General features: G+C 70.7%; 22 protein-coding genes. 14 read left to right on the plus strand and 8 right to left on the minus strand.

The features are described 5' to 3' along the window. Positions 1–22 precede the first annotated feature (22 nt). Positions 23–1,045: a hypothetical protein gene (locus OO70_RS07230; protein WP_043666752.1), complete on the plus strand. Its 1,023-nt coding sequence runs from the start codon at positions 23–25 to the stop codon at positions 1,043–1,045. Positions 1,046–1,156: 111 nt separating this feature from the next. Beyond that, on the plus strand, positions 1,157–1,846 hold the full coding sequence (locus OO70_RS07235) for a DUF2238 domain-containing protein (RefSeq protein ID WP_043666754.1): 690 nt from the start codon (positions 1,157–1,159) through the stop codon (positions 1,844–1,846). Here the strand turns inward: OO70_RS07235 and OO70_RS07240 are convergent. Next, positions 1,818–2,801, minus strand: a complete 984-nt coding sequence (locus tag OO70_RS07240) for an aldo/keto reductase (RefSeq protein WP_043665765.1) — start codon at positions 2,799–2,801, stop codon at positions 1,818–1,820. The two genes, OO70_RS07235 and OO70_RS07240, sit on opposite strands and share 29 nt — an antisense overlap. A 136-nt stretch (positions 2,802–2,937) precedes the next feature. On the opposite strand from OO70_RS07240, the gene OO70_RS07245 reads away from it, so the two are divergent. Further along, positions 2,938–4,671: a cholesterol oxidase substrate-binding domain-containing protein gene (locus OO70_RS07245; RefSeq protein ID WP_051740958.1), complete on the plus strand. Its 1,734-nt coding sequence runs from the start codon at positions 2,938–2,940 to the stop codon at positions 4,669–4,671. A gap of 42 nt (positions 4,672–4,713) precedes the next feature. Beyond that, a complete protein-coding gene (locus OO70_RS07250) occupies positions 4,714–5,637 on the plus strand; it encodes a phytoene/squalene synthase family protein (protein WP_043665768.1) in 924 nt (307 codons plus the stop codon). On the opposite strand, the gene OO70_RS07255 is transcribed toward OO70_RS07250, so the two are convergent. From OO70_RS07255 to OO70_RS07265, 3 genes are all read right to left on the minus strand, one after another. Next, positions 5,634–6,221, minus strand: a complete 588-nt coding sequence (locus OO70_RS07255; protein ID WP_043665770.1) for a TetR/AcrR family transcriptional regulator — start codon at positions 6,219–6,221, stop codon at positions 5,634–5,636. The two genes, OO70_RS07250 and OO70_RS07255, sit on opposite strands and share 4 nt — an antisense overlap. Further along, entirely contained in the window at positions 6,218–7,711 is a 1,494-nt protein-coding gene (locus OO70_RS07260) for an MFS transporter (protein ID WP_043665772.1), read from the minus strand. The genes OO70_RS07255 and OO70_RS07260 overlap by 4 nt, the downstream gene beginning before the upstream one ends. 119 nt (positions 7,712–7,830) lie before the next feature. Further along, complete coding sequence (locus OO70_RS07265) at positions 7,831–9,048, minus strand: FAD-dependent monooxygenase (protein WP_043665774.1); 1,218 nt, start codon at positions 9,046–9,048, stop codon at positions 7,831–7,833. An 86-nt stretch (positions 9,049–9,134) separates the two neighbouring features. Between OO70_RS07265 and OO70_RS07270 the strand changes: the two genes are divergently transcribed. Further along, entirely contained in the window at positions 9,135–9,599 is a 465-nt protein-coding gene (locus tag OO70_RS07270; RefSeq protein WP_043665776.1) for a hypothetical protein, read from the plus strand. Between the two features lie 7 nt (positions 9,600–9,606). Here the strand turns inward: OO70_RS07270 and OO70_RS07275 are convergent, their stop codons facing one another. Beyond that, positions 9,607–10,302, minus strand: a complete 696-nt coding sequence (locus OO70_RS07275) for a ribonuclease H family protein (RefSeq protein ID WP_043665778.1) — start codon at positions 10,300–10,302, stop codon at positions 9,607–9,609. 118 nt (positions 10,303–10,420) lie between these two features. Between OO70_RS07275 and OO70_RS07280 the strand changes: the two genes are divergently transcribed. Both OO70_RS07280 and OO70_RS07285 read left to right on the plus strand, forming a co-directional pair. Beyond that, positions 10,421–11,353, plus strand: coding sequence for an SDR family NAD(P)-dependent oxidoreductase (locus OO70_RS07280; protein ID WP_043665781.1), 933 nt, complete (start codon positions 10,421–10,423; stop codon positions 11,351–11,353). Positions 11,354–11,369: 16 nt separating this feature from the next. Next, on the plus strand, positions 11,370–12,581 hold the full coding sequence (locus OO70_RS07285) for a low temperature requirement protein A (protein WP_043665783.1): 1,212 nt from the start codon (positions 11,370–11,372) through the stop codon (positions 12,579–12,581). A gap of 12 nt (positions 12,582–12,593) precedes the next feature. Here the strand turns inward: OO70_RS07285 and OO70_RS07290 are convergent, their stop codons facing one another. Continuing rightward, entirely contained in the window at positions 12,594–13,061 is a 468-nt protein-coding gene (locus tag OO70_RS07290) for a nuclear transport factor 2 family protein (RefSeq protein WP_051740842.1), read from the minus strand. A 57-nt stretch (positions 13,062–13,118) separates the two neighbouring features. Between OO70_RS07290 and OO70_RS07295 the strand changes: the two genes are divergently transcribed. Next, complete coding sequence (locus tag OO70_RS07295) at positions 13,119–13,730, plus strand: TetR/AcrR family transcriptional regulator (RefSeq protein ID WP_043665786.1); 612 nt, start codon at positions 13,119–13,121, stop codon at positions 13,728–13,730. Between the two features lie 16 nt (positions 13,731–13,746). Here the strand turns inward: OO70_RS07295 and OO70_RS07300 are convergent, their stop codons facing one another. Continuing rightward, the gene (locus OO70_RS07300; RefSeq protein WP_043665789.1) at positions 13,747–14,541 is read right to left on the minus strand and encodes a VOC family protein; all 795 of its coding nucleotides are present in this window, start codon (positions 14,539–14,541) and stop codon (positions 13,747–13,749) included. Between the two features lie 121 nt (positions 14,542–14,662). On the opposite strand from OO70_RS07300, the gene OO70_RS07305 reads away from it, so the two are divergent. The 4 genes from OO70_RS07305 to OO70_RS07320 all read left to right on the plus strand — a co-directional run bounded on the left by OO70_RS07305 (position 14,663) and on the right by OO70_RS07320 (position 19,318). Further along, entirely contained in the window at positions 14,663–15,673 is a 1,011-nt protein-coding gene (locus tag OO70_RS07305; protein WP_199827281.1) for a zinc-binding alcohol dehydrogenase family protein, read from the plus strand. A 211-nt stretch (positions 15,674–15,884) separates the two neighbouring features. Further along, complete coding sequence (locus tag OO70_RS07310) at positions 15,885–17,327, plus strand: family 2B encapsulin nanocompartment shell protein (protein WP_043665793.1); 1,443 nt, start codon at positions 15,885–15,887, stop codon at positions 17,325–17,327. Positions 17,328–17,343: 16 nt separating this feature from the next. Next, positions 17,344–18,393, plus strand: coding sequence for a family 2 encapsulin nanocompartment cargo protein terpene cyclase (locus tag OO70_RS07315; RefSeq protein ID WP_043666758.1), 1,050 nt, complete (start codon positions 17,344–17,346; stop codon positions 18,391–18,393). Between the two features lie 49 nt (positions 18,394–18,442). Next, a complete protein-coding gene (locus OO70_RS07320) occupies positions 18,443–19,318 on the plus strand; it encodes a geranyl diphosphate 2-C-methyltransferase (RefSeq protein WP_043665796.1) in 876 nt (291 codons plus the stop codon). Between the two features lies 1 nt (position 19,319). Here OO70_RS07320 and OO70_RS07325 read toward each other — a convergent pair whose 3' ends face one another. Further along, the gene (locus tag OO70_RS07325; protein WP_234336776.1) at positions 19,320–19,715 is read right to left on the minus strand and encodes an STAS domain-containing protein; all 396 of its coding nucleotides are present in this window, start codon (positions 19,713–19,715) and stop codon (positions 19,320–19,322) included. 232 nt (positions 19,716–19,947) lie between these two features. On the opposite strand from OO70_RS07325, the gene OO70_RS07330 reads away from it, so the two are divergent. Further along, positions 19,948–20,622 (plus strand): response regulator transcription factor, encoded by a 675-nt coding sequence (locus OO70_RS07330; RefSeq protein ID WP_043665799.1) that lies wholly within the window; start codon positions 19,948–19,950, stop codon positions 20,620–20,622. Between the two features lie 47 nt (positions 20,623–20,669). Further along, entirely contained in the window at positions 20,670–22,334 is a 1,665-nt protein-coding gene (locus OO70_RS07335) for a hybrid sensor histidine kinase/response regulator (protein ID WP_043665802.1), read from the plus strand. Positions 22,335–22,381 lie beyond the last annotated feature (47 nt).

The raw sequence follows: 22,381 nt of genomic DNA on the forward strand, positions 1-22,381 counted from the left end.
AGGAGAGTCCGCCTTGACCGTAGTGATCGACCAGGCCGAGACGTCCTTCACCGCCCTCGACGACGCCGGCCTCGTCGCCCGGGACGCGCACGAGTTCGGAGCCTACGCCCGCACCGGCGGCTGGGCCTTCGGCCTCAAGGTGGCGCGCAGCGTGCGGCCCGGCGGGCAGAGCGCGGACGAGACGCCGAAGGTCTCCGCGAAGGAGTTCGCCGAACTCGCCGACTGCTCCCCCGAGCGCGTCATGCGCTACTACAAGGCGTGGGACCGGGCCGCGGACGACGGTCTCGTCCCGCACTTCGAGGCGCTGGCCCCCGGCCAGGAGGTCGAACTCCCGGACGCCGACGTGTGGTTGAACTACTACGTCTCCCGTTCCAGCGCCACCTCGGAACGCGGCACCGCCATCTCCGAGGCCGCCGAGGCGGAAGGCATCCGCCCCACCAAGGCACTTGAGGTCGCGGAGAACCCGACCGCGCTGCGCGCCGCGATCCTCGCCGACCCGTCCACCGCCCGGGCGGCCCGGCAGGCACTGCTGGACCGAGTGCGTGAAGACCCCGAACTGCAGGCCGAGTTGGCCCGCGACGTCGTCCGCACCGACGACCTGAAGAAGGCCGTCGCGACGGAGAGCCGCTCGGCGGACCGGATCGGCTACGTCCGACAGATCGCCGAGTCGGGCCAGATCAAGACCCCCGCCGGACAGACCGTCGACGCGCCCCTCGACGTACGCCAGGAGGCCGAGCGGCATCTGTCGCTGCTCGACGAGCTGGAGGACGGCGAGGACACCGGCGGGTGGGCCACCGAGGCCTACGACACCATGAAGAACCTGGTCGTCGAGACGGTGGAGGCCGACCCCGAACTGCGCGTCCAGGAACGGCGGACGAAGTTCTACAGCAGTCTCCAGAAGGCCACGAAGGCCTTCGAGGAGCTCACCTTCGACGACGCCCAGGACTTCTACGAGGACGACATGGTCCAGCGTCTGGAGGAACTCCAGCAGGCCATCGACAGCTGCCTCAACGCACTGCGCAAGACCACCACTCCGGCTGAGTAGCCGTACTCATGTAGCGCCTTCGGCCTTCGGACACGATGGGGCTCCCCACGACAAGGGAGCCCCATCGTGTCCGTTCTCGCTTCCGCACCGCGGCGCCGTCTGCCCGCCGCCATGGTCGCGCTGGTGGTTGTCGGCATGGCCCTCTCCGCCTGGCATCCGCACGATCGCACGACCTGGTTCCTGGAGACCGTGTGGGTCTTCGTCGGACTGCCGGTGATCGTCCTGACCTGGCGCCGCTTCCCGATGACCGGCCTCCTGTGCTGCCTGCTCGCCGCGCACGCCCTGGTCCTCGCCGTGGGCGGCCACTACACGTACGCGGAGGTGCCAGCGGGCGACTGGGTCCGGGACACGTTCGGGCTCAGCCGTAATCCCTACGACCGTCTCGGCCACCTCATGCAGGGCTTCGTACCGGCGGTCCTGGTACGGGAGTTGCTCACCCGTACCTCACCCCTGCGCGGCAGCCGCTGGCTGGCGCCGCTCACGGTGTGCGCGTGTCTCGCCTTCAGCGCGCTCTTCGAGCTGTTCGAGTGGGCGGCGGCCGTGATCGGCGGGCACAGCGCGGACGCCTTCCTGGCCACCCAGGGGGATGTGTGGGACACCCAGTGGGACATGTTCTGCGCGCTGATCGGGGCCACTGTCTCGGTGCTGGTGCTCAGCCGCGTCCACGACCGGCAGATGGCGCGGCTCGGTGTCATCGGGCGCCCGGCCGAGCGTGCGGAGGGCCGGGGCTCCAGCAGCGGCGGGCCGGCTGCTCCTGGAGCCGTGGTCCGCGCTACCAGCGGCCTTCGACCTGGTCCTTGATCCGGCGGTCGTAGAGGTCCCGGATCGCGGTGAGCGTGTCCTCGGACAGGGCGGGCAGCTTGGCGGCCGCCGCGTTGGCGCGGGCCTGTTCGGGCGAGCGGGCGCCGGGGATCACCGTGGTGACACCGGGCTGGTCGATGATCCAGCGCAGGGCGAGCTGCGCCGGGGTGTACCCCTCCGGGGCGAGGGCGGAGAACTCGGCGGCGGCCTCGACGCCCGTGGCGTAGTCGACGCCGGAGAAGGTCTCACCCTGGTCGAAGGCCTCGCCGTGCCGGTTGTAGGTGCGGTGGTCGTTCTCCGGGAAGACCGTGTCCTTGGTGTACTTGCCGGACAGCAGGCCCGACGCGAGCGGCACGCGCGCGATGATGCCGACGCCCGCCTCCTGGGCGGCCGGGAGCACCTGGAGCAGGGGCTTCATGCGGAACGCGTTGAGGATGATCTGCACGCTGGTCACGTTCGGCCGGGCGATCGCCGTGAGGGCTTCCTCGCAGGTCTCCACGCTGACGCCGTACCGGGCGATGCGCTCCTCCGCGACCAGGGTGTCGAGGGCGTCGAACACCTCGTCCGAGGAGTAGACCGGCGTGGGCGGGCAGTGCAGCTGCACGAGGTCGATGCGGTCGACGCCGAGGTTGCGGCGCGAACGGTCGTTCCACGCGCGGAAGTTGTCCAGGACGTAGTTCTCGGGGATCTGGTCGACGCGGCGGCCCATCTTCGTCGCGACCAGGACATGCAGATCGGGCCGGCCGCTCAGGAAGGTGGCGATGGTCTGCTCGCTGCGCCCGTCGCCGTACACGTCGGCCGTGTCGAAGAAGGTCACCCCCGACTCGGCCGCCGCCTCCAGCACCGCGAGGGCTTCCTTGTCGTCGACGTCTCCCCAGTCGGCGCCCAGCTGCCAGGTGCCGAGACCGACGACGGACAGCTGCTGATTCGACCTGCCGATTACACGTTCGTCCATGCCCTCAGTCTGTCATCCGCCACTGACATGCGCGGAACGGCCTCCTCCGGGCCGCGACCTGTGAATCTTTCACTCACACGAGTGAACCGGTTCGACAGGATGCCTACTCGTGTCAACACCCACCTAGCGTGTGCGCGTGACCGATCATGTCTCGAACAACCTCCGGTCGGGGAACGGCAGTTCCGCTCCCTGGACCCGTCGCGGCTTCCTTCTCTCGGCGGCGGCCCTGGCCGCCGTACCCGTACTCCTGACGGCCGATCCCGCCGCCGCGGCAGCCGAGCTGCCCGACTTCCCGGCCGATGTCGACCTCTACCGCTCGGCGTACCGGAACTGGGTCGGCGAGATCACCGCCGACGGGCTCTGGGCGTGCGCGCCGACCGACGCCGACCAGGTGGTGTCCGTCGTCAACTGGGCCTGGCAGCACGGCTGGCGGGCCCGCGCCCGCGGCTCCTCGCACGGCTGGTCACCGCTGACCATCGAGTCCGGTACGGCGTCCGACGCGCCGGTGCTGCTGGTCGACACCGCCCCGCACCTCACGGGCCTGACCCTGGACTCCGCCTCGGCCGTCCGGGCCGGCACCGGTATCACCCTCGAGGCGCTGCTCACCTTCCTGGAGGGGCACGGCCTCGGTCTCACCGCCTCGCCCGCCCCCGGCGATCTGACCCTCGGCGGCGCCCTGGCCATCGACGCACACGGCACGGCCGTACCGGCGCACGGCGAGGAGCGGACGGCCGGGCACACGTTCGGGTCTCTCAGCAATCTGGTGCTGTCGCTGACGGCGGTGGTCTGGGACACGGACACCGGCGCGTACGTTCTGCGGACCTACACCCGCGACGAGGCGGACTGCGCGGCGCTCCTCGCCCATCTGGGGCGTGCGCTGATCACCGAGGTCGTGCTGCGGGTCGGGGCGAACGCGAACCTGCGGTGCGTGAGCCGTACGGACATCCCGGCAACCGAACTGTTCGCGGCACCCGGGTCCGGCGGTCGGACCTTCGCGAGCTTCCTGGACGAGGCAGGGCGGGCCGAGGCGATCTGGTTCGCGTTCACCGAGTTCCCCTGGCTGAAGGTCTGGAGCGTCGCACCGACCAAGCCGTTGACCTCGCGGCGCGTCTCGTCGCCGTACAACTATCCGTTCTCCGACAACGTGCCGACGCTGGTCGCCGATCTCGTCGGACGCATCCTGGCCGACGGCGCGTGGTATCTGGCGCCGGTGCTCGGCAACGCCCAACTCGACGTGGCCGCGCTGGGGTTGGTGACGACGCTGTCGGCGGACATCTGGGGGCCGTCGAAGAACACGCTGCTCTACATCAAGCCGACGACACTGCGGGAGACCGCGAACGGCTATGCGGTGCTCACCTCGCGGGCCCAAGTGCAGCGCGTGGTCCACGAGTTCACCGAGTTCTACCGGGAGCGGCTCGCCGCGTACGCCGCGCTCGGGCGCTTCCCCGTCAACGGCACCGTCGAGATCCGGGTGACCGGCCTCGACCACCCCGCAGACACCGAACTGGACGGCGCCCGCGCCCCGTTGCTGTCCGCGCTGCGGCCGAGCACCGAGCACCCCGAGTGGGACACGGCCGTCTGGCTGGACGTACTCACGCTGCCCGGCACGCCGTACGCGGAGGAGTTCCTGCGGGAGTTGGAGCAGTTCCTGTACCGCTCCTACGACGGCACGGACGCCCTGACCCGGGTCGAGTGGTCGAAGGGCTGGGCCTACACCGAGCAGGCCGCGTGGAGCGACGAGGAGGTGCTGGGCACGGCGATCCCGGGCTCGTTCGGGGAGTCGGTGTGGGGGCAGGCGGCGGGGACCTTCGACCGGCTGGACCCGCACGGGGTGTTCGGGAACGCCTTCCTGGACCGGCTGTTCGGCTAGCACTGACTAGGCTGTCTCCGGATCTTCGAAACGGGGAGAGTTGTGAGCAGTTGGTCGACCGCTTTGACGAAGGCGGGCATCACCGATCCGCGACTGCGGCGTGCCTACGACGCCCAGTGCGGGATCGTGCGCAGGTACGCGCTGCACGAGTACGTGGCGGTAAGGCTGTTGCTGCCGGCGGAGCTCCATCCGCCGGTCGTCGCCGCTGTGGCCTTCATGCACGCGACCGACGAACTGATCGACACCGGTGCCGTGGACGCGCGTACGGCGGCCCTCGCCTCCTGGGACGCCGAGACCACGGCGGCCCTGGAGAGCGGCGAACCGCCCGCCCAGGACACCCTGTTGGCGCTCTGGGACACCACACGCCGTCACCCGCACATGGCGGCCCGGGTGCGTGCCTTCCTCGACGCCGCTCCCGTCGACGCGAGCTGGACCGGATTCGAGACGGAGGCCGACTTCCAGGCGTACGTGGACGGTTACTCGCTGCCCGGCCTGATGCTGACCGCGTCACTGCTCGCGCCCGCCGACCCCGACACCTACGAGTCGTACGTCAAGGGGTGCCGGGACCTGATCGAGGGCTGGCAGCGCAGCGACTTCCTCGCCGACCTCTGCGAGGACGCCGAGAACAACCGCGTCGGCATCCCACGTGACGAACTCGCCCGGCACGGGCTGAAGTTCGACGATCTGCTGAGCAAGTCACCGGGATGCGTACCGGCGTTGGACCGGGTGGTTCGGGCGCAGGCCGACCTCGCGGAGGCCACGCTCGCCGGCTGCCGTACGCTCCCCGAACTCGTCGCGGCGGAACACCGGCCGTTCCTCGACGCGTTGATCGCCGTCCAGGAACTGCGACTCGGCGCGGTGCGACGCGAAGGGGGCAGGGTCCTGCTGCACGACACGGGTCCGCCGACTCTCGCCACCCTGCGCGTCCTGGCCCGGCAGTACCGACGGGCACGCCGGTACGCCTAGGGCATCAAGTGGGCCTGCACGGTGGGTCCGTAGTGGTCGACGATGATGTCGATCGGGGTCGAGCGCAGTCGGGCGCCGCGCGCGATGCCGTACATGACGCCGAGGCCGAGGAGCGTCGCGACGGCGAGTTCGGCGCGCAGGGCGGCGTCGGGGCCGGGGAGGCGTTCGGTGAGGCGGTCGACCACCTGGGCGCGGAAGTTGACGCGGAGGATGTCGCCGTGGTCGCCCTGGAGAGGCGCGAACGCGATCCGCAGCAGCGGGTCGGCACCCCGCTCGCGCTGGCTGACCAGGACGTGCCGGACCATGTGGCGGCCGAGCGCGTCGAGCGGGGCGTCCAGGAGATCCTCCGCGTCGGTCTCGAAGGACATGACACGGGCGAACAGGGCGTCCTTGTTGCCGAAGTACTTGAGGATCAACGGCGCGCTCACACCGGCGCGTTCGGCGACGGCCTTGAGGGTGATGTCGGCGTGCGCGTTCCGCGCGAGGAGGTATCGGGCCGCCCTGAGGATGGCCGCCTTGGTCGCCTCGGCGTCCCGGCGTGCGGGCGGGGACGCGGTGGGTGGAGTGGTGCTCACGGCACTCATGCTCCCTCCAACGCCTCGTCCCGCGCGCCCTCCGCACGGCCCCGGGCGCGCCGCGTGTCGTCGGAGGTGGGATCGCCCGGGATGGTCAGTGCCGCCGCACACGCCACCAGGGCGATCACGCCCGCGATGCCGAACGCCATCAGGTATCCGTGCAGCGTGGGCAGCGGGAGCCCACCGACCAGGCTGGTGTGGTGCACCAGTACGGCGGCCACCACGGCGCTGGAGACGGCCTGGCCGATGGTGCGCATCAGGACGTTGACGCCGTTGGCGGACGCGGTCTGGCCGGCCGGGACGGCGCGCAGGATGAGCGTGGGCAGCGCCGAGTAGGCGAAGGTGGTGCCGGTGGCCACCACCGTCGCGCCCAGGATGATCGTCCACAGGTCACGGCTGTCGGCGATGCGCACCACATAGCCGAGCGCGATGATCGCGGCGCCGAGGGCGAGCGTGATGCGCGGGCCGCGGGCCGCCGAGATCCGGGCCGAGACGGGTGAGAGCAGCAGCATGGTGACGCCGCCGGGCAGCAGGCACAGGCCGGTCTGGACGATGGTCAGTCCGAGCCCGTACCCGGTGGCCTTGGGCGCCTGCACCAGTTGGGCCGTGACCAGGGAGTTGGCGTAGAACGCGAAGCCGGTCAGCAGGGCCGCCACATGGGAGAGGCCCACCCTGGGGCGGGACACCAACCGCAGGTCCACCAGCGGGAGTTCGGTGCGCAGTTGCTGCCACCACCACAGGCCGAACACGACGACGGTGGCGAGGAACAGGGCCAGGATGCGCGGGCTCCCCCACCCCCACTGGCCGCCCTGCGACACCCCGAGCAGCAGACATATCAGCCCTGCGGCCAGCCCGAGCGTGCCGAGCACGTCGAAACGGCCGGGCTCACGGACAGGCGACTCGCGCACCGCCCACCAGATCCCCCACACGCCGACCGCACCGAGCGCGCTGGTCGCCCAGAACATGACGTGCCAGTTGGCGTACTGCACGATCAGCGCCGCGAGCGGCAGGCCGAGCGCGGCGCCGATGCCGACCGTGGAACTCATCAGCGCGACCGCGCTGCCCCGGCGCTCCGGGGGCAGTTCGTCGCGCAGGATGCTGATCGACAGGGGGACGACGGCGGCGGCCGCGCCTTGCAGCGCGCGGGCGGTGATGAGCACGCGGATGTCGGAGGACAGGGCGCACATGACCGAACCCACGGTCATCAGGCTCAGGGCGCCGGTCAGGACCCGTCGCTTGCCGTACATGTCACCGGCCCGGCCGAGCACGGGGGTGAGGACGGCGCCGGAGAGCAGGGTCGCGGTGACCATCCAGGAGACGGCGCCCGCGGAGGAGTGGGTCAGCCGGGGCAGGGACGGCAGCAGCGGTACGACCACGGTCTGCATGACCGCCATGAGGATCCCGCCGAACGCCAGCACCGGCACGGTGAGCCGGTCCCGCAAGGGGGGCCGCCCGGCAGTGGTGCCGGGCGGGTCGGGTATCGGGGCGGGCTGGCCCATGGGCACTCCAGCTGGCACGAAAAAGAAGGTGAATGGCTATTCACCCTATCCGGTGAATAGCCATTCACCCAATCTCCTCGGACCTGCGCCCGGAGGGCCGACCGCTCGCGGAGGGCGCCCTACTTGCGGGAGGCGAGCGCCCGCGCGTGCACGGTCCGGGCGACCTTGGGGCCGAGCCAGCGCTTGAACCGACGCAGCGCCTCCAGCCGGCCCGCCGCCTTGTCGATGCCGTAGTACACCTGCGGCGGCACGTACGGCAGCAGGGGCGAGTGGCGCTGGCCGAGCAGGGCGAACATGCGGTGCGGGGGCAGGTGGATGTAGCGCTGGAGGTTCTCGTACCACTGGGCGCTGTAGCGGGCCGCGCTCTGGATGGACAACAGGGCGGATTTACGGCGCTGTTCGTAGTCCGCGAGGGCCCGCGGCAGTTCGGTGTGGTCGCGCAGGGCGTCGGCGAGCGCGATGGCGTCCTCCAGGGCGAGGGTGGTGCCGGCGCCGATGGAGTAGTGGGTGGTGTGGGCGGCGTCGCCGAGCAGGACGAGGTTGCCGCGGTGCCAGGTGCTGTTGGTGAGGGTGCGGAAGTTCAGCCATTGGGCGCTGCCGTCGGACGAGGCGCGGCCGATCAGGGAGTGGCCGTCCAGGAGGTCGGCGAAGAGCTTCTCCAGCAGGGCGAGGCCGTCGGCCTCCGCCGCGGTGTCGAGGCCGAGGCCGGTCCAGGTCTCGGGCGCGCACTCGATGACGCAGGTGCTGCCCTCGGGGCCGAACGCGTAGCCGTAGCACCAGATCCAGCCGTGGTCGGTCTCCACGAAGGCGAAGGTGAAGGAGCCGAAGACCTTGCTGGTGCCGAGCCAGATGTACTGGTTGCGGCCGGGCTTGAGTTCGGTGCCGAAGTGGTCGGCGTGGCGGGTGCGCAGTGCGCTGTTGACACCGTCGGCGGCCACGACCAGATCCGCGTCGGGCAGGTCGTCGGCGGTGATGTCGTGGTCGAACTCCAGCCGCACGCCGAGGGATCTGGCCCGCTCGGCGAGGATCTTGAGGAGCCGGTGGCGGCCGATGCCGTGGCCCTCGTCACCGGGTTGAGTGGTCGTCAGATCCCGGATGCGGGCGACCCCGTCGCTCCAGCGCACCGAATGCTCGTCGACGGCCTGCGCCGACTCCGGGTCGTACTCCCGGAGTTGGTCGAGCAGCCCGCGCCAGTACGTCACGCCCCAGCCGTAGGTCGAACCCTCGGGGTTGCGCTCGTAGACGGTGATGTCGTGGGACGGGTCCTGCCGCTTCAGCAGGATCGAGAGATACAGACCGGCGGGCCCGCCTCCGACACAGGCGACCTTCACGCGCACACCCCTGGAGATTACTCAAAGTGGTCAAGTAGGACCGCAGAGTAGCAGGCTGGAGGGGCGGTGCCGCGCTTCTCCACCATCGGACGGTGGACTGGGGAACTCTTGCGGGCACGGCCCTCGGCGCCGTCCTGGGTGTCGGTACGACGCTTGTCGCCGAGCGGTCACGGTGGCGGCGGGAGCACACGGCCCGCGAACGCGCCGTCAAACAGCAGCTGTACGCCGAGTACCTCGGGGCGCTCTCGCTGACCACACATCAGCTGAGGGATCTGAAGCGCAACACCGGCCTGACGAGGGAGGAGCGCATCAGGCGGGCGGGCGAGATCCTGGGGTCCACCGCCGCCTACAATCTCCGCTACCAGATGCTGATCATCGCCCCCGAGCCTCTCGGCGCGACGGCGGACCAGGCGTTCAGGTGCGTCCGGGACCTACGGGACCGTTTCGACGGACCCGACGTCGGCACGGACCCCGAGTGGTCGTCGACGATGAGCGCCGTCAGTGAGTCCCTCAAGTCCCTTCGGGCGGCGATGCGTTCGGACCTCACCTCGGACTGAGTCGGCCTCAGGCCTCAGCGGTGCGACACTCCGGGTGACCCCAGCCCTGGGCGTTCTTGCTGATGGGCTCGCCGGCCGCGTAGGCGCGACCGCACAGGCAGCGGCCGGGGAACTTCGCCTTGATGGTGCGGGGGGCCGAACTCGCGCTCTTCCGGGGCGACTTGGCCGCACTCGTGCGGGCGGACTTCTTCGGGGTGTCGGGCGAGGGCGGCGGTTCCGGGGAGCCGAGGTCGCTGCCCGCGGGTTCCTGGACGACGGCGGCCTGGCTGGCGGCGCGGTCGGCGAAGTCGTTCAGGGGGTCGCCGTCGACCTGGTGGGCGGGGACGTATCGGAACTCGACCGAGCGGCCGTCGAGCAACTCGTCGATGCGGACGACCAGTTCCTGGTTGGCGACCGGCTTGCCGCCGGACGTCTTCCAGCCGTTGCGTTTCCAGCCGGGCAGCCAGGTGGTGACCGCCTTCATGGCGTACTGCGAGTCCATACGGATCTCCAGCGGTACGTCCGGTGCGGTCGCCGTCAACAGGCGCTCCAGCGCGGTGAGTTCGGCGACGTTGTTGGTGGCCTTGCCGAGCGGTCCCGCCTCCCAGCGGGCCGGGCTCTCCTTGTCGTCCGACACGACCCAGGCCCAGGCAGCCGGCCCGGGATTCCCCTTCGAAGCCCCGTCGCACGCGGCCACCACACGTTCACGCATGCGCCCGATCATGCCATGGCCGCGCGACGGACTCCGCGTCGCCCCGGACGGGCGGGGCCGCTTCGAAAGGGCGTCTCTCACAGCGAGTGCTAATATACAGGTGTCAAATAACCCACCTTTGGGGTGCCAGATGTTCAGTGCGGACGCAACCGCCGCCGAAGTGATCGACGGCGTCGACCTGCACGGCCGCCGGGCCGTGGTGACCGGGGCCAGTTCCGGGATCGGGGTGGAGACGGCCCGGGCGCTCGCCTCGGCCGGTGCCGATGTCACGCTGGCCGTGCGGGACACCGACGCGGGAGCCCGAGTGGTGGAGCGCCTGGAGAAGGAACTGCCGCCGGGATCGGGGCAGTTGACGGTGGGACGGCTCGACCTCGCCGACCGGTCGACGATCGCGGCGTTCGTGGCGGCCTGGCAGGGCCCGTTGCACATCCTGGTCAACAACGCCGGAGTGATGGCCACCCCCGAACTCACCCGCACGCCCGAGGGCCGGGAATGGCAGTTCGGTGTCAACCACCTGGGCCACTTCGCCCTCGCCACCGGCCTCCATCCGGCACTCGCCGCGGCGGACGGCGCGCGGGTCGTGTCGGTGAGCTCCATCGGCCACCTCTTCTCGCCGGTCGTCTTCGACGACCTGGACTACCGCTTCCGCCCTTACGACCCCTGGACCTCGTACGGGCAGTCGAAGACGGCCAACGCCCTGTTCGCCGTCGGTGCCGCCGAGCGCTGGGCCGACGACGGCATCACCGCGAACGCGCTGATGCCGGGCAACATCGCGGACACGTCCCTGGCCCGGCACATGGACATGGACCAGGTGGCCGCCTTCATCGCCTCGGGCGAACTGGCGCTGCCCCCGCAGAAGTCGGTCGAGCAGGGCGCCGCGACCTCGGTGCTGCTGGCCGCCTCGCCGACCGTGCAAGGCGTCACCGGCGGCTACTTCGAGGACTGCGCCCGCTCCGAACCGGTCACCCAGCGGGCCGGTGCCGTCGCCGGCGTCGCGCCGTACGCGCTGGACCGGGAGAACGCGGCCCGGCTGTGGGCCGTATCCGAAGATCTCGTCGGCTAGCCCCTACGCTGCGCGCATGACCTCGCGACACGAGCAGTGGGCCCGGCTGCGCCGTCAGTTGTGGCGGCCTCCGCGCCCCCACGGTGAGCAGCCCCGCGAGCGGGTGGTCGGGCCGCTCGAACTCTTCTACGACCTGGTCGTGGTCGTGCTGGTGGCGCAGGCCGCCCATCACTTGTCCGGGGAACTCGACTGGCACGGCCTCGGCCTGTTCGCCGCGGTGTTCGCGCTGGTGTGGATCGCGTGGCTCAACGGCAGCCTGCACCACGAACTGCACGGCCACGAGGACGCGCGCGGCCGGAGCATGTTCCTGTTGCAGATCCTGGTGCTCGTCCCGCTGGGGGCGTTCATCCCCGAGGCGGGTGACGCGCGCGGAGTCGCGTTCGCCGTGGACGCGGGGGTGCTGTTCGCGGTGCTGGCGCTGCTGTGGCTGCTGGCATCGCGCGGTGACAGTGCCGAATTCCGGCGCCCCAGCAAGCTGTTCGTGACGGGTACGGCGCTCTGCGCGGTCGTGCTGGCCGCGAGCGCCGCGTTGCCCGCGGACGCCCGGGTGCTGACGTGGGGTGCGCTGGCCGTCGTCTATCTGGCGGGGTTCGTGTTCGTGCTCGGCAGGGCCATTCCGGAACAGGTCGTCGGGCTCAGCGTGACCGACGCGATCGCGGAACGGTTCGGGCTGTTCATCATCATCGTGCTCGGCGAGAACGTGACCGGGGTGGTCGACGGACTGGCCCACGAGCCGACCAACGCACTCACCCTCGCCGTCGGACTCGTCGCCGTCGTCGTCGGCTTCGGCGCCTGGTGGACCTACTTCGACTTCGCCGGCCACCGGCTGCCGAGGCCCACACGCGCGGGCGCCCTGCAGTGGATGATGATCCACCTGCCGCTCACGGGCGCGGTGGCCGCCATGGGCGCCGCGATGGTCGGCCTCGTCGAGCACGCCCACGACAGCCGGACCCCGGCCGCCACGGCCTGGGTGCTCTGCGGGGGTACGGCCGTCGTGCTCTGCGCGACGATGGTGCTCGCGGCGTCCCTGCGCGCCTGGAACGAGAACCTCGGGCTCTACCGGCCCCTGGCCCGCACCAGTGCCGCCATGGCCGTGCTGTGCGTGGGAGTGGGCGCCGTACGCCCGGCTCCACTCACCCTCGGCCTGTTGCTCGTCCTGTTCCTCGGCATCCCCTGGGGATACGCCGTCGCCAACCGTGTGGCCCACGCGGAGGAGGTCGCCGCGTGACCCGCGCACGCGTCAGGGCGTCGAGGGGCGCGTCTCGGTCCAGTCGACCATCAGCCGGCGTTCGGCGAAGTACCACTCGCCGTCCTGCTTGGTGAACTCGTCGAGGTAGCGGATGGAGGCGATCATCAGCGTGCGCTGCCCGGACTCGTCGACCGCGATGTGGTGGGCGATGCAGTAGCTCTCGCCGGTCGCCCGGTCGCCGTCCAGCGAGACGGTGCTCTGGCCGTTGAAGTGCGTGGTCGCCTGGTAGGTGTTGAGGTTGTCGAACACCGGGGCCAGGGACTCGCGCCCGTGCAGGGTCTGCGTCGGCTCGGCCGCCTTCGCGTCCATGAACACCAGGAACCGCGTGTCCTCGGTGAACAGACCCATCTGCCCCTTGGCGTCCCGCCGGTCCGCGCAGTGCGCGTACGCGTCGACGAGTTCCCGGATGGCCAGTCGGTCGGCGGCTTCCTGAGGTGAGATATCGGTGTGCGAGGCCATGGCCGTTCCTTTCGCCACACTATTTGACATGTGTATAAAATCACTCTCCATGGCAGAGTGCAACGTGACCCGGAGGGCGGAGCGCTGAACCAGCGGATCGATCCACGCATCACCCGTACGACCCGTGCCTTCGAGGAGGCCATCGTCGACCTGGCCGGCCGCCGGCCGGTCTCCCAGATCACGATCGGCGAACTGGCCGACCGCGCCGGGGTCACCCGGGCCACGTTCTACAACCGCTACAGCTCCCCGCTGGACCTGCTCATCCAGGTGCTCTACGACGACCTGGAGCGCGGCCACAGCCGGGAGGCCGAGCTCCGAGCGCGGGGCGACCACTCGGCCCACGAACTGCTGCGCATGTCCACGGCGGAGGTCGGCGACCACGTCGAGCGGTACCTCGCCGTCTACCGGCACGCCCTCGACGACCCCGCGGACAGTGGCGTCTACGACGCGCTCGTGCGCCACTTCAGCGACTACGCCCTGACCTTCATGGCGGACGGCGACCACCCGGGGCTGCCCGAGGCCAACCGGCGGGTGATCGCGCAGTTCATGGCGCACGGCTTCGCGGGAGCCATCAGGGCATGGCTGAAGGACCCGTCGGTCACGAAGGACGACATGGTCGACGCGGCCGTCGCCTGCGCCCCGGCCTGGTGGGCGGCCGACGGCCGATGACGTACGGCCTGCTCGGCTAGACGTCCGTCATCGACGGCATCTCTCCCTGGGTCGTGGTCATGTCGATCACCGAGAACGAGGCGCCCTGCGGGTCGCTCAGAGCCGCGAACCGTCCGAAGGGGCTGTCCATGGGCCCGAAGCGCAGGACGGCGCCGAGCTTGGTGGCCTTGGCGACGGCGTCGTCGCAGTTGTCGACGCCGAAGTAGACGTTGACGTACGACGGCACCTCGGGCGGGAACTCGTCGCCCATCCTCATCCGGCCCAGGACCGGGTTCCCGCCGAGGTTGTAGACGCGGAAGTCGACGTTGTCGTCGTTCACCTGCTGTGCCGAGTACGGGAAGACCGCGGGGAGGAACCCGTCCGCCTTGTCGGGCTCGCGGGTGAAGAACTCGGCCCAGGCGTAGGCACCGGGCACGCCCGCGGCCTCGAAGCCCTCGTGGGTGGCGCCCTGCCAGACGCCGAAGACGGCGCCGCTGGGCTCACTGGCCAGGCACATCGTGCCGAACTCGCCGACCTGCATCGGCTCCATCAGCACCGTGCCGCCGTTCTCCCGGATCTTCGCCGCGGTGGCCGCCGCGTCCGGTGACGCGAGGTAGAGGCACCACTGCGACTGGCCCTCCGCGCCGGGCATCGGCGGTACGACGGCCGCCACGGCCTTTCCGTCGACGAACGCCTGGGTGTAGTTGCCGTACTCCGACGACGCCTCGCCGAAGGTCCAGCCGAGGACGTCGCCGTAGAAACTCTTCGCTCCCTCGACGTCGCTGAACATCGCGTCGGCCCAACAGGGGGTTCCCTCAGGTTGTACGGCCATGGCTGCGGCCCTCTCCGGTCGGTCGGGTTGTCCGGATTCTCACGCTAGTCACCCGGCGAGCGGGACGCGCGCCGAACGCCGGGGTCCGTTCCACACTGGACGCATGGCGGATGCGAGGACGATGCGCGCGTGGGCGGTCGATGAGCCGGGGCCGGTCGAGGGGGGCTCGCTCCGGTTCGTGGAGAAGTCCGTCCCGGTGCCCGGTGACGACGAACTGCTCGTGCACGTGCGCGCGTGCGGGGTGTGCCGTACCGATCTGCATGTCACCGAGGGGGATCTGCCCGTGCACCGGCCGGGGGTGACTCCGGGGCACGAGGTCGTGGGGGTCGTGGCGGGGCTCGGGGCGGCGGTGACCGGCTTCGCCGTCGGCGATCGGGTGGGCGTGGCGTGGTTGCGGCACACGGACGGCACGTGCGTGTACTGCCTGCGCGGGGCCGAGAATCTGTGTCCGCGCTCCGAGTACACCGGCTGGGACGCCGACGGCGGCTACGCGGAGTACACGACCGTACCGGCCGCGTTCGCCCACCGACTGCCCGCCGGCCTCGACGACGTGGCCCTGGCACCGCTGCTGTGCGCCGGGATCATCGGCTACCGCGCGCTGCGCCGGGCCTCGCTGCCGCCGGGCGGGCGCCTCGGTCTCTACGGCTTCGGGGGCAGCGCCCATCTGTGTGCGCAGGTGGCGCTCGCCGAGGGGGCCGCCGTGCATGTGCTGACCCGGGGCCGGGCGGCGCAGCGGCTCGCGCTCGAGCTGGGAGCGGCATCCGCGCGTGATGCGTACGAGGCGCCGCCGGAGCCGCTGGACAGCGCGATCCTGTTCGCGCCGGTCGGCGATCTCGTACCGGTGGCACTGCGGGCGCTCGACCGGGGCGGGGTCCTCGCCGTCGCGGGTATCCATCTGAGCGACGTACCGCCCCTGAACTACGAGCACGAGCTGTTCTACGAGAGGGAGTTGCGCAGCGTCACCTCCAACACCCGTGCGGACGCGCGGGAGTTCCTCGGTCTGGCCGCCCGGCACGACGTGCGCGCGACCACCCACACGTATCCGCTGTCGCGGGCCTCGGACGCGCTGACGGATCTGAAGGCCGGCCGTTTCGACGGGGCCGCGGTGCTGGTGAACGACCTCAACGGGTAGGCGGCGCACGGGGTTTCACGCTGGTGGGCTGTGTCCGCGCCCCGCGCGCCGGGGTGCGGGGACGATCCCTTCCCCGCCCCGCCTCGATCGCCGGGTTTACCGCCTTCAGGGCGTGAAGCCGCCCCCTTCGCGCGGTTACCGGTCCTGGGCAGGACTGTTTGGCTTGTACACCGACGACGCGCTCACCCCTGTTCACCTCCCGGGAGGGAATGTGTCCACTCCGGAAAGCGCCCACGGACCCGCCACCGACGAACCCGACCCCGCGACCCCCGGCATCGGCCAACTCACCAGTCTCAGCACCGTGGCGGCGCGCCAACTCGCCACGACCACCAAGTCCGAACCGCAGATGCAGGCCATCACCTCGCGATGGCTGCTGAAGATGCTGCCCTGGGTGGATGTGAGGGGCGGCGCCTACCGGGTCAACCGGCGGCTCCAACTCAGCGTCGGCCGCGGCCGGGTGCGGTTCGAGCAGAACGGCGCCGACGACATCAAGGTCATCCCCGAGACGCTCACCGAACTGCCCGTGCTGCGCGGGTACTCCGACACGGAGGTCCTCAAGGAGGTCGCGGGCCGGTTCCGGGTCCGGGAGGTGCGGGCCGGCCAGGTTCTCTTCGAGGCCGGACAGCCCGTCACCGAGGCCTACTTGGTCGCCCACGGCCGCTTCACCCGCTACACCGCCGGCAAGTACGACGAGGAGGAGGTCCTCGGCGTCGTCACCGACGGCGACCAGATGGGCGACGAGGCCATAGGGCAGTCCGACCCGCTGTGGCTGAGCTCCGTGCGCGCCGAGACCGCGGGCGTGCTGCTGGTCCTCCCCTGGGACGTCGTCGCGGAGTTCACCGAACGGGTGCCGTCCCTCGCCGCCCATCTGGAGGCCTACGCCGAGCGGCAGCGGCTGCCGATGAACCGCAAGGGCGAGGCCGACGTCCCGGTGCAGGCCGGTCATGTGGGCGAGCCGACGCTGCCCGGCGGCTTCGTGGACTACGAACTCGCCCCGCGCGAATACGAGTTGTCGCTCACCCAGACCGTGCTGCGGGTGCACACCCGGGTCGCCGACCTCTACAACGACCCGATGGACCAGACCCAGCAGCAACTCCGGCTCACCATCGAGGAGATCCGCGAGCGCCAGGAGTGGGAGCTGGTCAACAACAGGGAGTTCGGGCTGCTGCACAGCGTCGACTACACCCAGCGCATCAGCACCTTCACCGGCCCGCCGACCCCCGACGACCTCGACGAACTGCTCGCCATGCGGCGCAAGACGCGGCTCTTCCTCGCCCACCCGAAGGCGATCGCGGCCTTCTTCCGGCAGTGCAACAAGCGCGGTCTGGTGCCCGGCACGGTGAACGTCGACGGGCACGAGATCCCCGCCTGGCGCGGTGTCCCGTTCTTCCCGTGCGGCAAGATCCCGATCACCCCGCAGCACACCAGCAGCATCATCGCGCTGCGCACCGGGGAGGCCGACCAGGGCGTCATCGGGCTGTTCCAGACCGGGATCCCCGAGGAGTACCAACCGGGGCTCAACGTCCGCTTCATGGGCATCGACACCGCGGCGATCATCCGCTATCTCGTCACCGCGTACTACTCGCTGGCCATCCTGGTCCCCGACGCGGCGGGAATCCTCGAGAACGTCCAGATCGGCCGGACCGCCGAATGACGGCGTGGAGCACCTCATGACCACATCCGCGACCACCTCCCTTTCGCTGCCCGGACCGCCGAACCTGGCCAGCACCCTGCGCGCCCGGCGCACCGGGGCGATTCCCGGGCTCAAGTACCAACCGGCCGCCCCTGCCGACCCGGAGAAGGCCGCGGAGATCGACCGCAGGCTGGAGGCCTGGGCCCGCGAACTCGATCTGTTCCCGGCCGCATGGGACGGGGACTTCGCCGGGTTCCAGTTCGGCCGGGCCGTGGTGCTCCAGCATCCGGGGGCGCTCGACCTGGAACGGCTCACCGTCGCAGGCAAGTTGCTGCTCGCCGAGAACATCGTCGACAACTGCTACTGCGAGGAGGACGAGGACAAGGGCGGCTCGCACCGCGGTCTTGGCGGACGGCTGATCTTCGGGCAGTCGGCGCTCGACCCGTTCCACTCCACCCCCGAGTTCGAGTCGGACTGGCGCCAGGGCATGCAGGCGGACGGACCGCTGCGCTCGTACCACTTCGCGCTGAAGGACTACGCCCTCCTCGCCACCCCCAGCCAGACCGACCGCTTCGTGCACGACATCGCCCGGCTCCACCTCGGCTATCTCGCCGAGGCCGCGTGGGCCGAGACCCGGTACAGGCCGCGCATCTGGGAGTACCTCGTGATGCGGCAGTTCAACAACTTCCGCCCCTGTCTATCGATCGTGGACGCCATTGACGGCTACGAACTGCCCGAGCAGGTCTACGCCCGGCCCGAGATCCAGCGGGTCACGGCCCTGGCCTGCAACGCCACCACGATCGTCAACGACCTCTACTCCTTCACCAAGGAGCTGTCCGACCCCGCCCACCTCAACCTGCCGCAGGTCGTCGCCGCGAACGACCGGTGCGGGCTGAAGGCGGCCTATCTGAAGTCCGTCGAGATCCACAACCGGATCATGGAGGCCTTCGAGGAGGAGTCCGCGGTGCTGTCCGCCGCGTCGCCCCTCGTCGAGCGCTACACCCACGGCTTGGCCGCCTGGGTGTCCGGCAACCACGAGTGGCACGCGACCAACACCCACCGCTACCACTTGCCCAACTACTGGTAACAGCCCGGTTCCTGACGCACTGTCGGACGTACCACGCTAGGAGTCACCGTTGACCACCGCCGACGCCGGCACCACAGCAGCACCGGTGCCGACCCAGTCCACGTACCAGAACCGTGTCGCGGACTACTGGAACGCCGAAGAGAACCCGGTCAACCTCGACCTCGGACAGATAGACGATCTGTACCACCACCACTACGGGATCGGCGGCGCCGACGAATCCGTGCTGGAGGAGCCCGATCCCGTACGGCGCCGGGAGCGGCTCACCGCCGAGCTGCACCGGCTGGAGCACGCGCAGGCCGAACTCCTCGCCGCCCACCTCGGCCAACTCACCCCGGACGACCGGGTGTTCGACGCGGGCTGCGGGCGCGGCGGCGGCAGTGTGGTGGCGCATCTGCGCTACGGCTGCCGGGCCGACGGGGTCACGATCTCCGCCAAGCAGGCCGAGTTCGCCAACGCGCAGGCACGCAAGCGGGGCATCGACGGCAAGGTGCGCTACCACCACCGCAACATGCTCGACACCGGCTTCCCGACGGGCGCGTTCGCCGCGTCGTGGAACAACGAGTCCACCATGTACGTCGAGTTGGACCTGCTGTTCGCCGAGCACGCCCGGCTGCTGCGCCGCGGCGGACGGTATGTGGTGATCACCGGCTGCTACAACGACACGTACGGTCGGGCCTCGCGCGAGGTGTCCCTCATCAACGCCCACTACATCTGCGACATCCACCCCAGGTCGGAGTACTTCCGGGCGATGGCCCGCAACCGCCTGGTCCCCGTCCACGTCCAGGACCTCACCGAGGACACCATCCCCTACTGGGCGCTGCGCAGGCAGGCCGACCATCTGGTCACGGGGATCGAGGACACCTTCCTGACCGCCTACCGCAACGGCAGTTTCCAGTATCTGCTGATCGCGGCCGACCGGGTCTGACTCAACAACGGCCGGCGATCTGTGCGGCCGCCTCCGGGAGACCGGGCGCCGGGTCCAGCACGTCCAGCGTGCCGTGCGCGCGCAACAGGCGCACGGTGCGCGGGGCGCACACCACGGCGAAGCCCGCCTCGCGCTCCCGCACCCGGCGCCGGAATCGCAGGACCAGATTGAGCCCGGTGGAGTCGATGAAGGTGGTGCGCCGCAGATCCACGACGTAGGCGGGCGCGCGCAGCGCGACGACGGAGTCCAGCCACTCGCGCAGCCGGGTGACGGTCGCGAGATCGATGTCGCCGTGCAGGTCGACGACCAGCAGGCCGTCCCGCGCCCCCAGCAGGGCGTGTTCGCCGGGCGCGGGCCAGGCCGGTATGGACACCGGCTTCAGGCTGTTCTCGTGCAAGATGTTCCGTCCCCGTTCCGTGCCTTCCGCGCGCGGGCGCGCGATCCGGCGCGGGTCCGTGCGGCGGCTTCGACATCCCCGCACCGCGCGAGCCCGCGCCGGAACTCCCCCCGAGCGGCTCCCCCTTGAACCGTGGGTGCCTACTGTTCTACCTTCGCCACATGGTCGGGGCATCAACGCCCGCTCATCAGCGACACAACGAGCGGGCCGAGGTCGGGCCGGGTGATGTGCGATGCGTCCGCACCTGGCACTGATCGAGGACGAACCCGATTTCGCACTGATGTGCCGTTCCTATCTGGAGCACGAGGGCTTCACCGTCACCTGGGCCATGGACGCCCGCGCCGGCAAGTCCGTCCTCCACGAGAGCAGGATCGATCTCGCCGTCCTCGATCTGGGACTGCCCGACGGCAGTGGCCTGGAACTCCTGCGGGCGCTGAGGTCCACCAGCCGACTGCCGGTGATCGTGGTCACCGGGCGGGGCGCGGAGGCCGACCGGGTCGCGGGCCTGGAGATCGGCGCTGACGACTACCTGGTGAAGCCGTTCTCGCAGCGGGAGTTGGTGGCCCGCATCCGGGCGGTACTGCGCAGGTCGCAGCCGCCTGAGGTCCCGGCGGTGTTCCAGGTCGGCTCGCTGCGCATCGACACGGCCGCCCGCCAGGCGTCCGCCGACGGCGTCCTGCTGACGCTACGGCCCAAGGAGTACGCCCTGTTGGAGATGCTCGGTCAGGCGCCCGGCCGGGTGTTCTCCACCGAGCAGGTGCTCGAGCGGATCTGGGGCGCGTCCTGGCAGCAGCCCGCGACCGTGATCGAGCACGTGTACCGCCTGCGCGGCAAGCTCGCGGCACTCCCCGTGCCCGCGCCCCGGATCACCACGGTCCGCGGCTACGGCTACCGCCTCGACCCCTGAGACCCGAGACCCGAGACCCCTGAGACCCGAGACCTCTGGGAGCCGCCATGCCGCCCCTCGCCGCGCCCGACTTCCGGCTGCTCTTCGACTCCTCGCTGTCCCCGCTGCTGATCCTCAGTCCCGACTTCACCATCGTCGAGGTCAACCGCGCGTATCTCGCAGCCACCCGTACGGAGCGCACGATCGTCGGGCAGCGGATCTTCGACGTCTTCCCCGACAACCCGGACGACCCGTCGGCCGACGGCGTCGCCAATCTGCGCCGCTCGCTGGAGTCGGTGGTGGCGACGGGTCGCAAGGACACGATGGCGTTGCAGCGCTACGACATCCCGACCGGCGAGGCGGGTGGCTTCGCCGAGCGGTACTGGAGTCCGGTCAACTCCCCCGTCCTGGACGCCGACGGACACGTCACGCACATCATCCACCGGGTCGAGGACGTCACGGACTTCGTGCATCTGCGCCGGGTCGGCCGGGAACAGGAACGGGCCGCCGCCGAGGCACAGATGCGGGCCGAGGGCATGGAGATCGACCTGTTCGTGCGGGCCCGGGAGATCCGCGAGGTCAACGAGCAGCTGAGCCGCGCCAACGCCGAACTGGACGCGGCTGGACGACAGTTGAGGGAGGAGCAGCGGGCCAAGGACCGGTTCATCGCCACGCTCTCGCACGAACTGCGCAACCCCCTCGCCGCAGCCACCGCGGCCGTGGAACTCCTCGCCCTGGACCTGCCGGACGCCGGTCATCCCGCACTGGCCGTCCTGGAACGGCAGTTGGGCACGCTGGTGCGGATGAGCAACGATCTCCTCGACGGGACAAGGGCGTTGACCGGGCGTCTTGAGCTGGTGCCCGAGCGGGTCGACGTACGGTCGGTGGTCGAGGGCGCGTGCGCCGACATCCGCAGCCTCTTCGGACACGCGGAGCGCGCCCTCGAAGTCACCTTGCCGGACACGCCCGTTGTGGTCGACGGGGACCGGCTGCGGCTGGCGCAGGTGCTGACGAACCTGCTGTCCAACGCGCTCAAGTACACCCCGCCCGGCGGGCGTACGGAGGTAAGGCTCCAGGGCGAGGACGAGCAGGTCCGGCTCACCGTGCGGGACGACGGCATCGGGTTCGAACCCGCCCAGGCCGAGGACCTGTTCGGGGTGTTCACGCGGGCGGCACCGGCGGGCCCCAACACTCCCGAGGGCCTCGGCCTGGGGCTCGCGGTCGCGCGCACGGTGGTCGAACTGCACGGCGGCCGGATCGCCGCGCACAGCGAGGGGCCCGGCAAAGGAGCGACGTTCACGGTCCTGCTGCCGCAGGCCGACGCGACGGCTCCGGAACCGGTACGGCCGTCCATGCCCCCTCGTTCCCGGCGCCAACTGGCCATCCTGATCGTGGAGGACAACACGGACCTGGCCGCGACCTACCGCACCCTGCTGGAGCGGCAGGGCCACCACGTCACCGCCGTCCACACCGGCGCGGACGCGCTCACCGCGACCGAGTCCGACGTCTTCGACGTGGTCCTGTGCGACCTGGGCCTGCCCGACACCGACGGCTACACGGTGGCCCGTACGGTACGCGCCCGCCCGCACGGCGACCGGCCCCGCCTGATCGCGGTCACCGGCTTCAGCCAGGGCACCGACCGCTCACTGTCCCGGGCGGCCGGTTTCGACGCCCATCTCGCCAAGCCGCTCCCGCTGACCGATCTGCTGGACCTCCTGGAGCGCCTGGAGTAGCCGGGTGTCTTCCCCCTTCCGCCCGGCTGTGCTTGCCTGGGGAGCCG

Origin of the sequence: Streptomyces xylophagus, assembly GCF_000716435.1 — a bacterium.
GTDB lineage: Bacteria > Actinomycetota > Actinomycetes > Streptomycetales > Streptomycetaceae > Streptomyces > Streptomyces xylophagus.

Excerpts from the sequence above, each read along its gene's own strand:
- OO70_RS07290 (WP_051740842.1), bottom strand. The coding sequence starts at position 13,061 with ATGGCCTCGCACACCGATATCTCACCTCAGGAAGCCGCCGACCGACTG.
- OO70_RS07275 (WP_043665778.1), bottom strand. The coding sequence starts at position 10,302 with ATGATCGGGCGCATGCGTGAACGTGTGGTGGCCGCGTGCGACGGGGCT.
- OO70_RS07305 (WP_199827281.1), top strand. The coding sequence starts at position 14,663 with ATGCGCGCGTGGGCGGTCGATGAGCCGGGGCCGGTCGAGGGGGGCTCG.
- OO70_RS07255 (WP_043665770.1), bottom strand. The coding sequence starts at position 6,221 with ATGAGTGCCGTGAGCACCACTCCACCCACCGCGTCCCCGCCCGCACGC.
- OO70_RS07260 (WP_043665772.1), bottom strand. The coding sequence starts at position 7,711 with ATGGGCCAGCCCGCCCCGATACCCGACCCGCCCGGCACCACTGCCGGG.
- OO70_RS07335 (WP_043665802.1), top strand. The coding sequence starts at position 20,670 with ATGCCGCCCCTCGCCGCGCCCGACTTCCGGCTGCTCTTCGACTCCTCG.
- OO70_RS07235 (WP_043666754.1), top strand. The coding sequence starts at position 1,157 with ATGGTCGCGCTGGTGGTTGTCGGCATGGCCCTCTCCGCCTGGCATCCG.
- OO70_RS07300 (WP_043665789.1), bottom strand. The coding sequence starts at position 14,541 with ATGGCCGTACAACCTGAGGGAACCCCCTGTTGGGCCGACGCGATGTTC.
- OO70_RS07315 (WP_043666758.1), top strand. The coding sequence starts at position 17,344 with ATGACCACATCCGCGACCACCTCCCTTTCGCTGCCCGGACCGCCGAAC.
- OO70_RS07330 (WP_043665799.1), top strand. The coding sequence starts at position 19,948 with ATGCGTCCGCACCTGGCACTGATCGAGGACGAACCCGATTTCGCACTG.
- OO70_RS07280 (WP_043665781.1), top strand. The coding sequence starts at position 10,421 with ATGTTCAGTGCGGACGCAACCGCCGCCGAAGTGATCGACGGCGTCGAC.
- OO70_RS07240 (WP_043665765.1), bottom strand. The coding sequence starts at position 2,801 with ATGGACGAACGTGTAATCGGCAGGTCGAATCAGCAGCTGTCCGTCGTC.
- OO70_RS07285 (WP_043665783.1), top strand. The coding sequence starts at position 11,370 with ATGACCTCGCGACACGAGCAGTGGGCCCGGCTGCGCCGTCAGTTGTGG.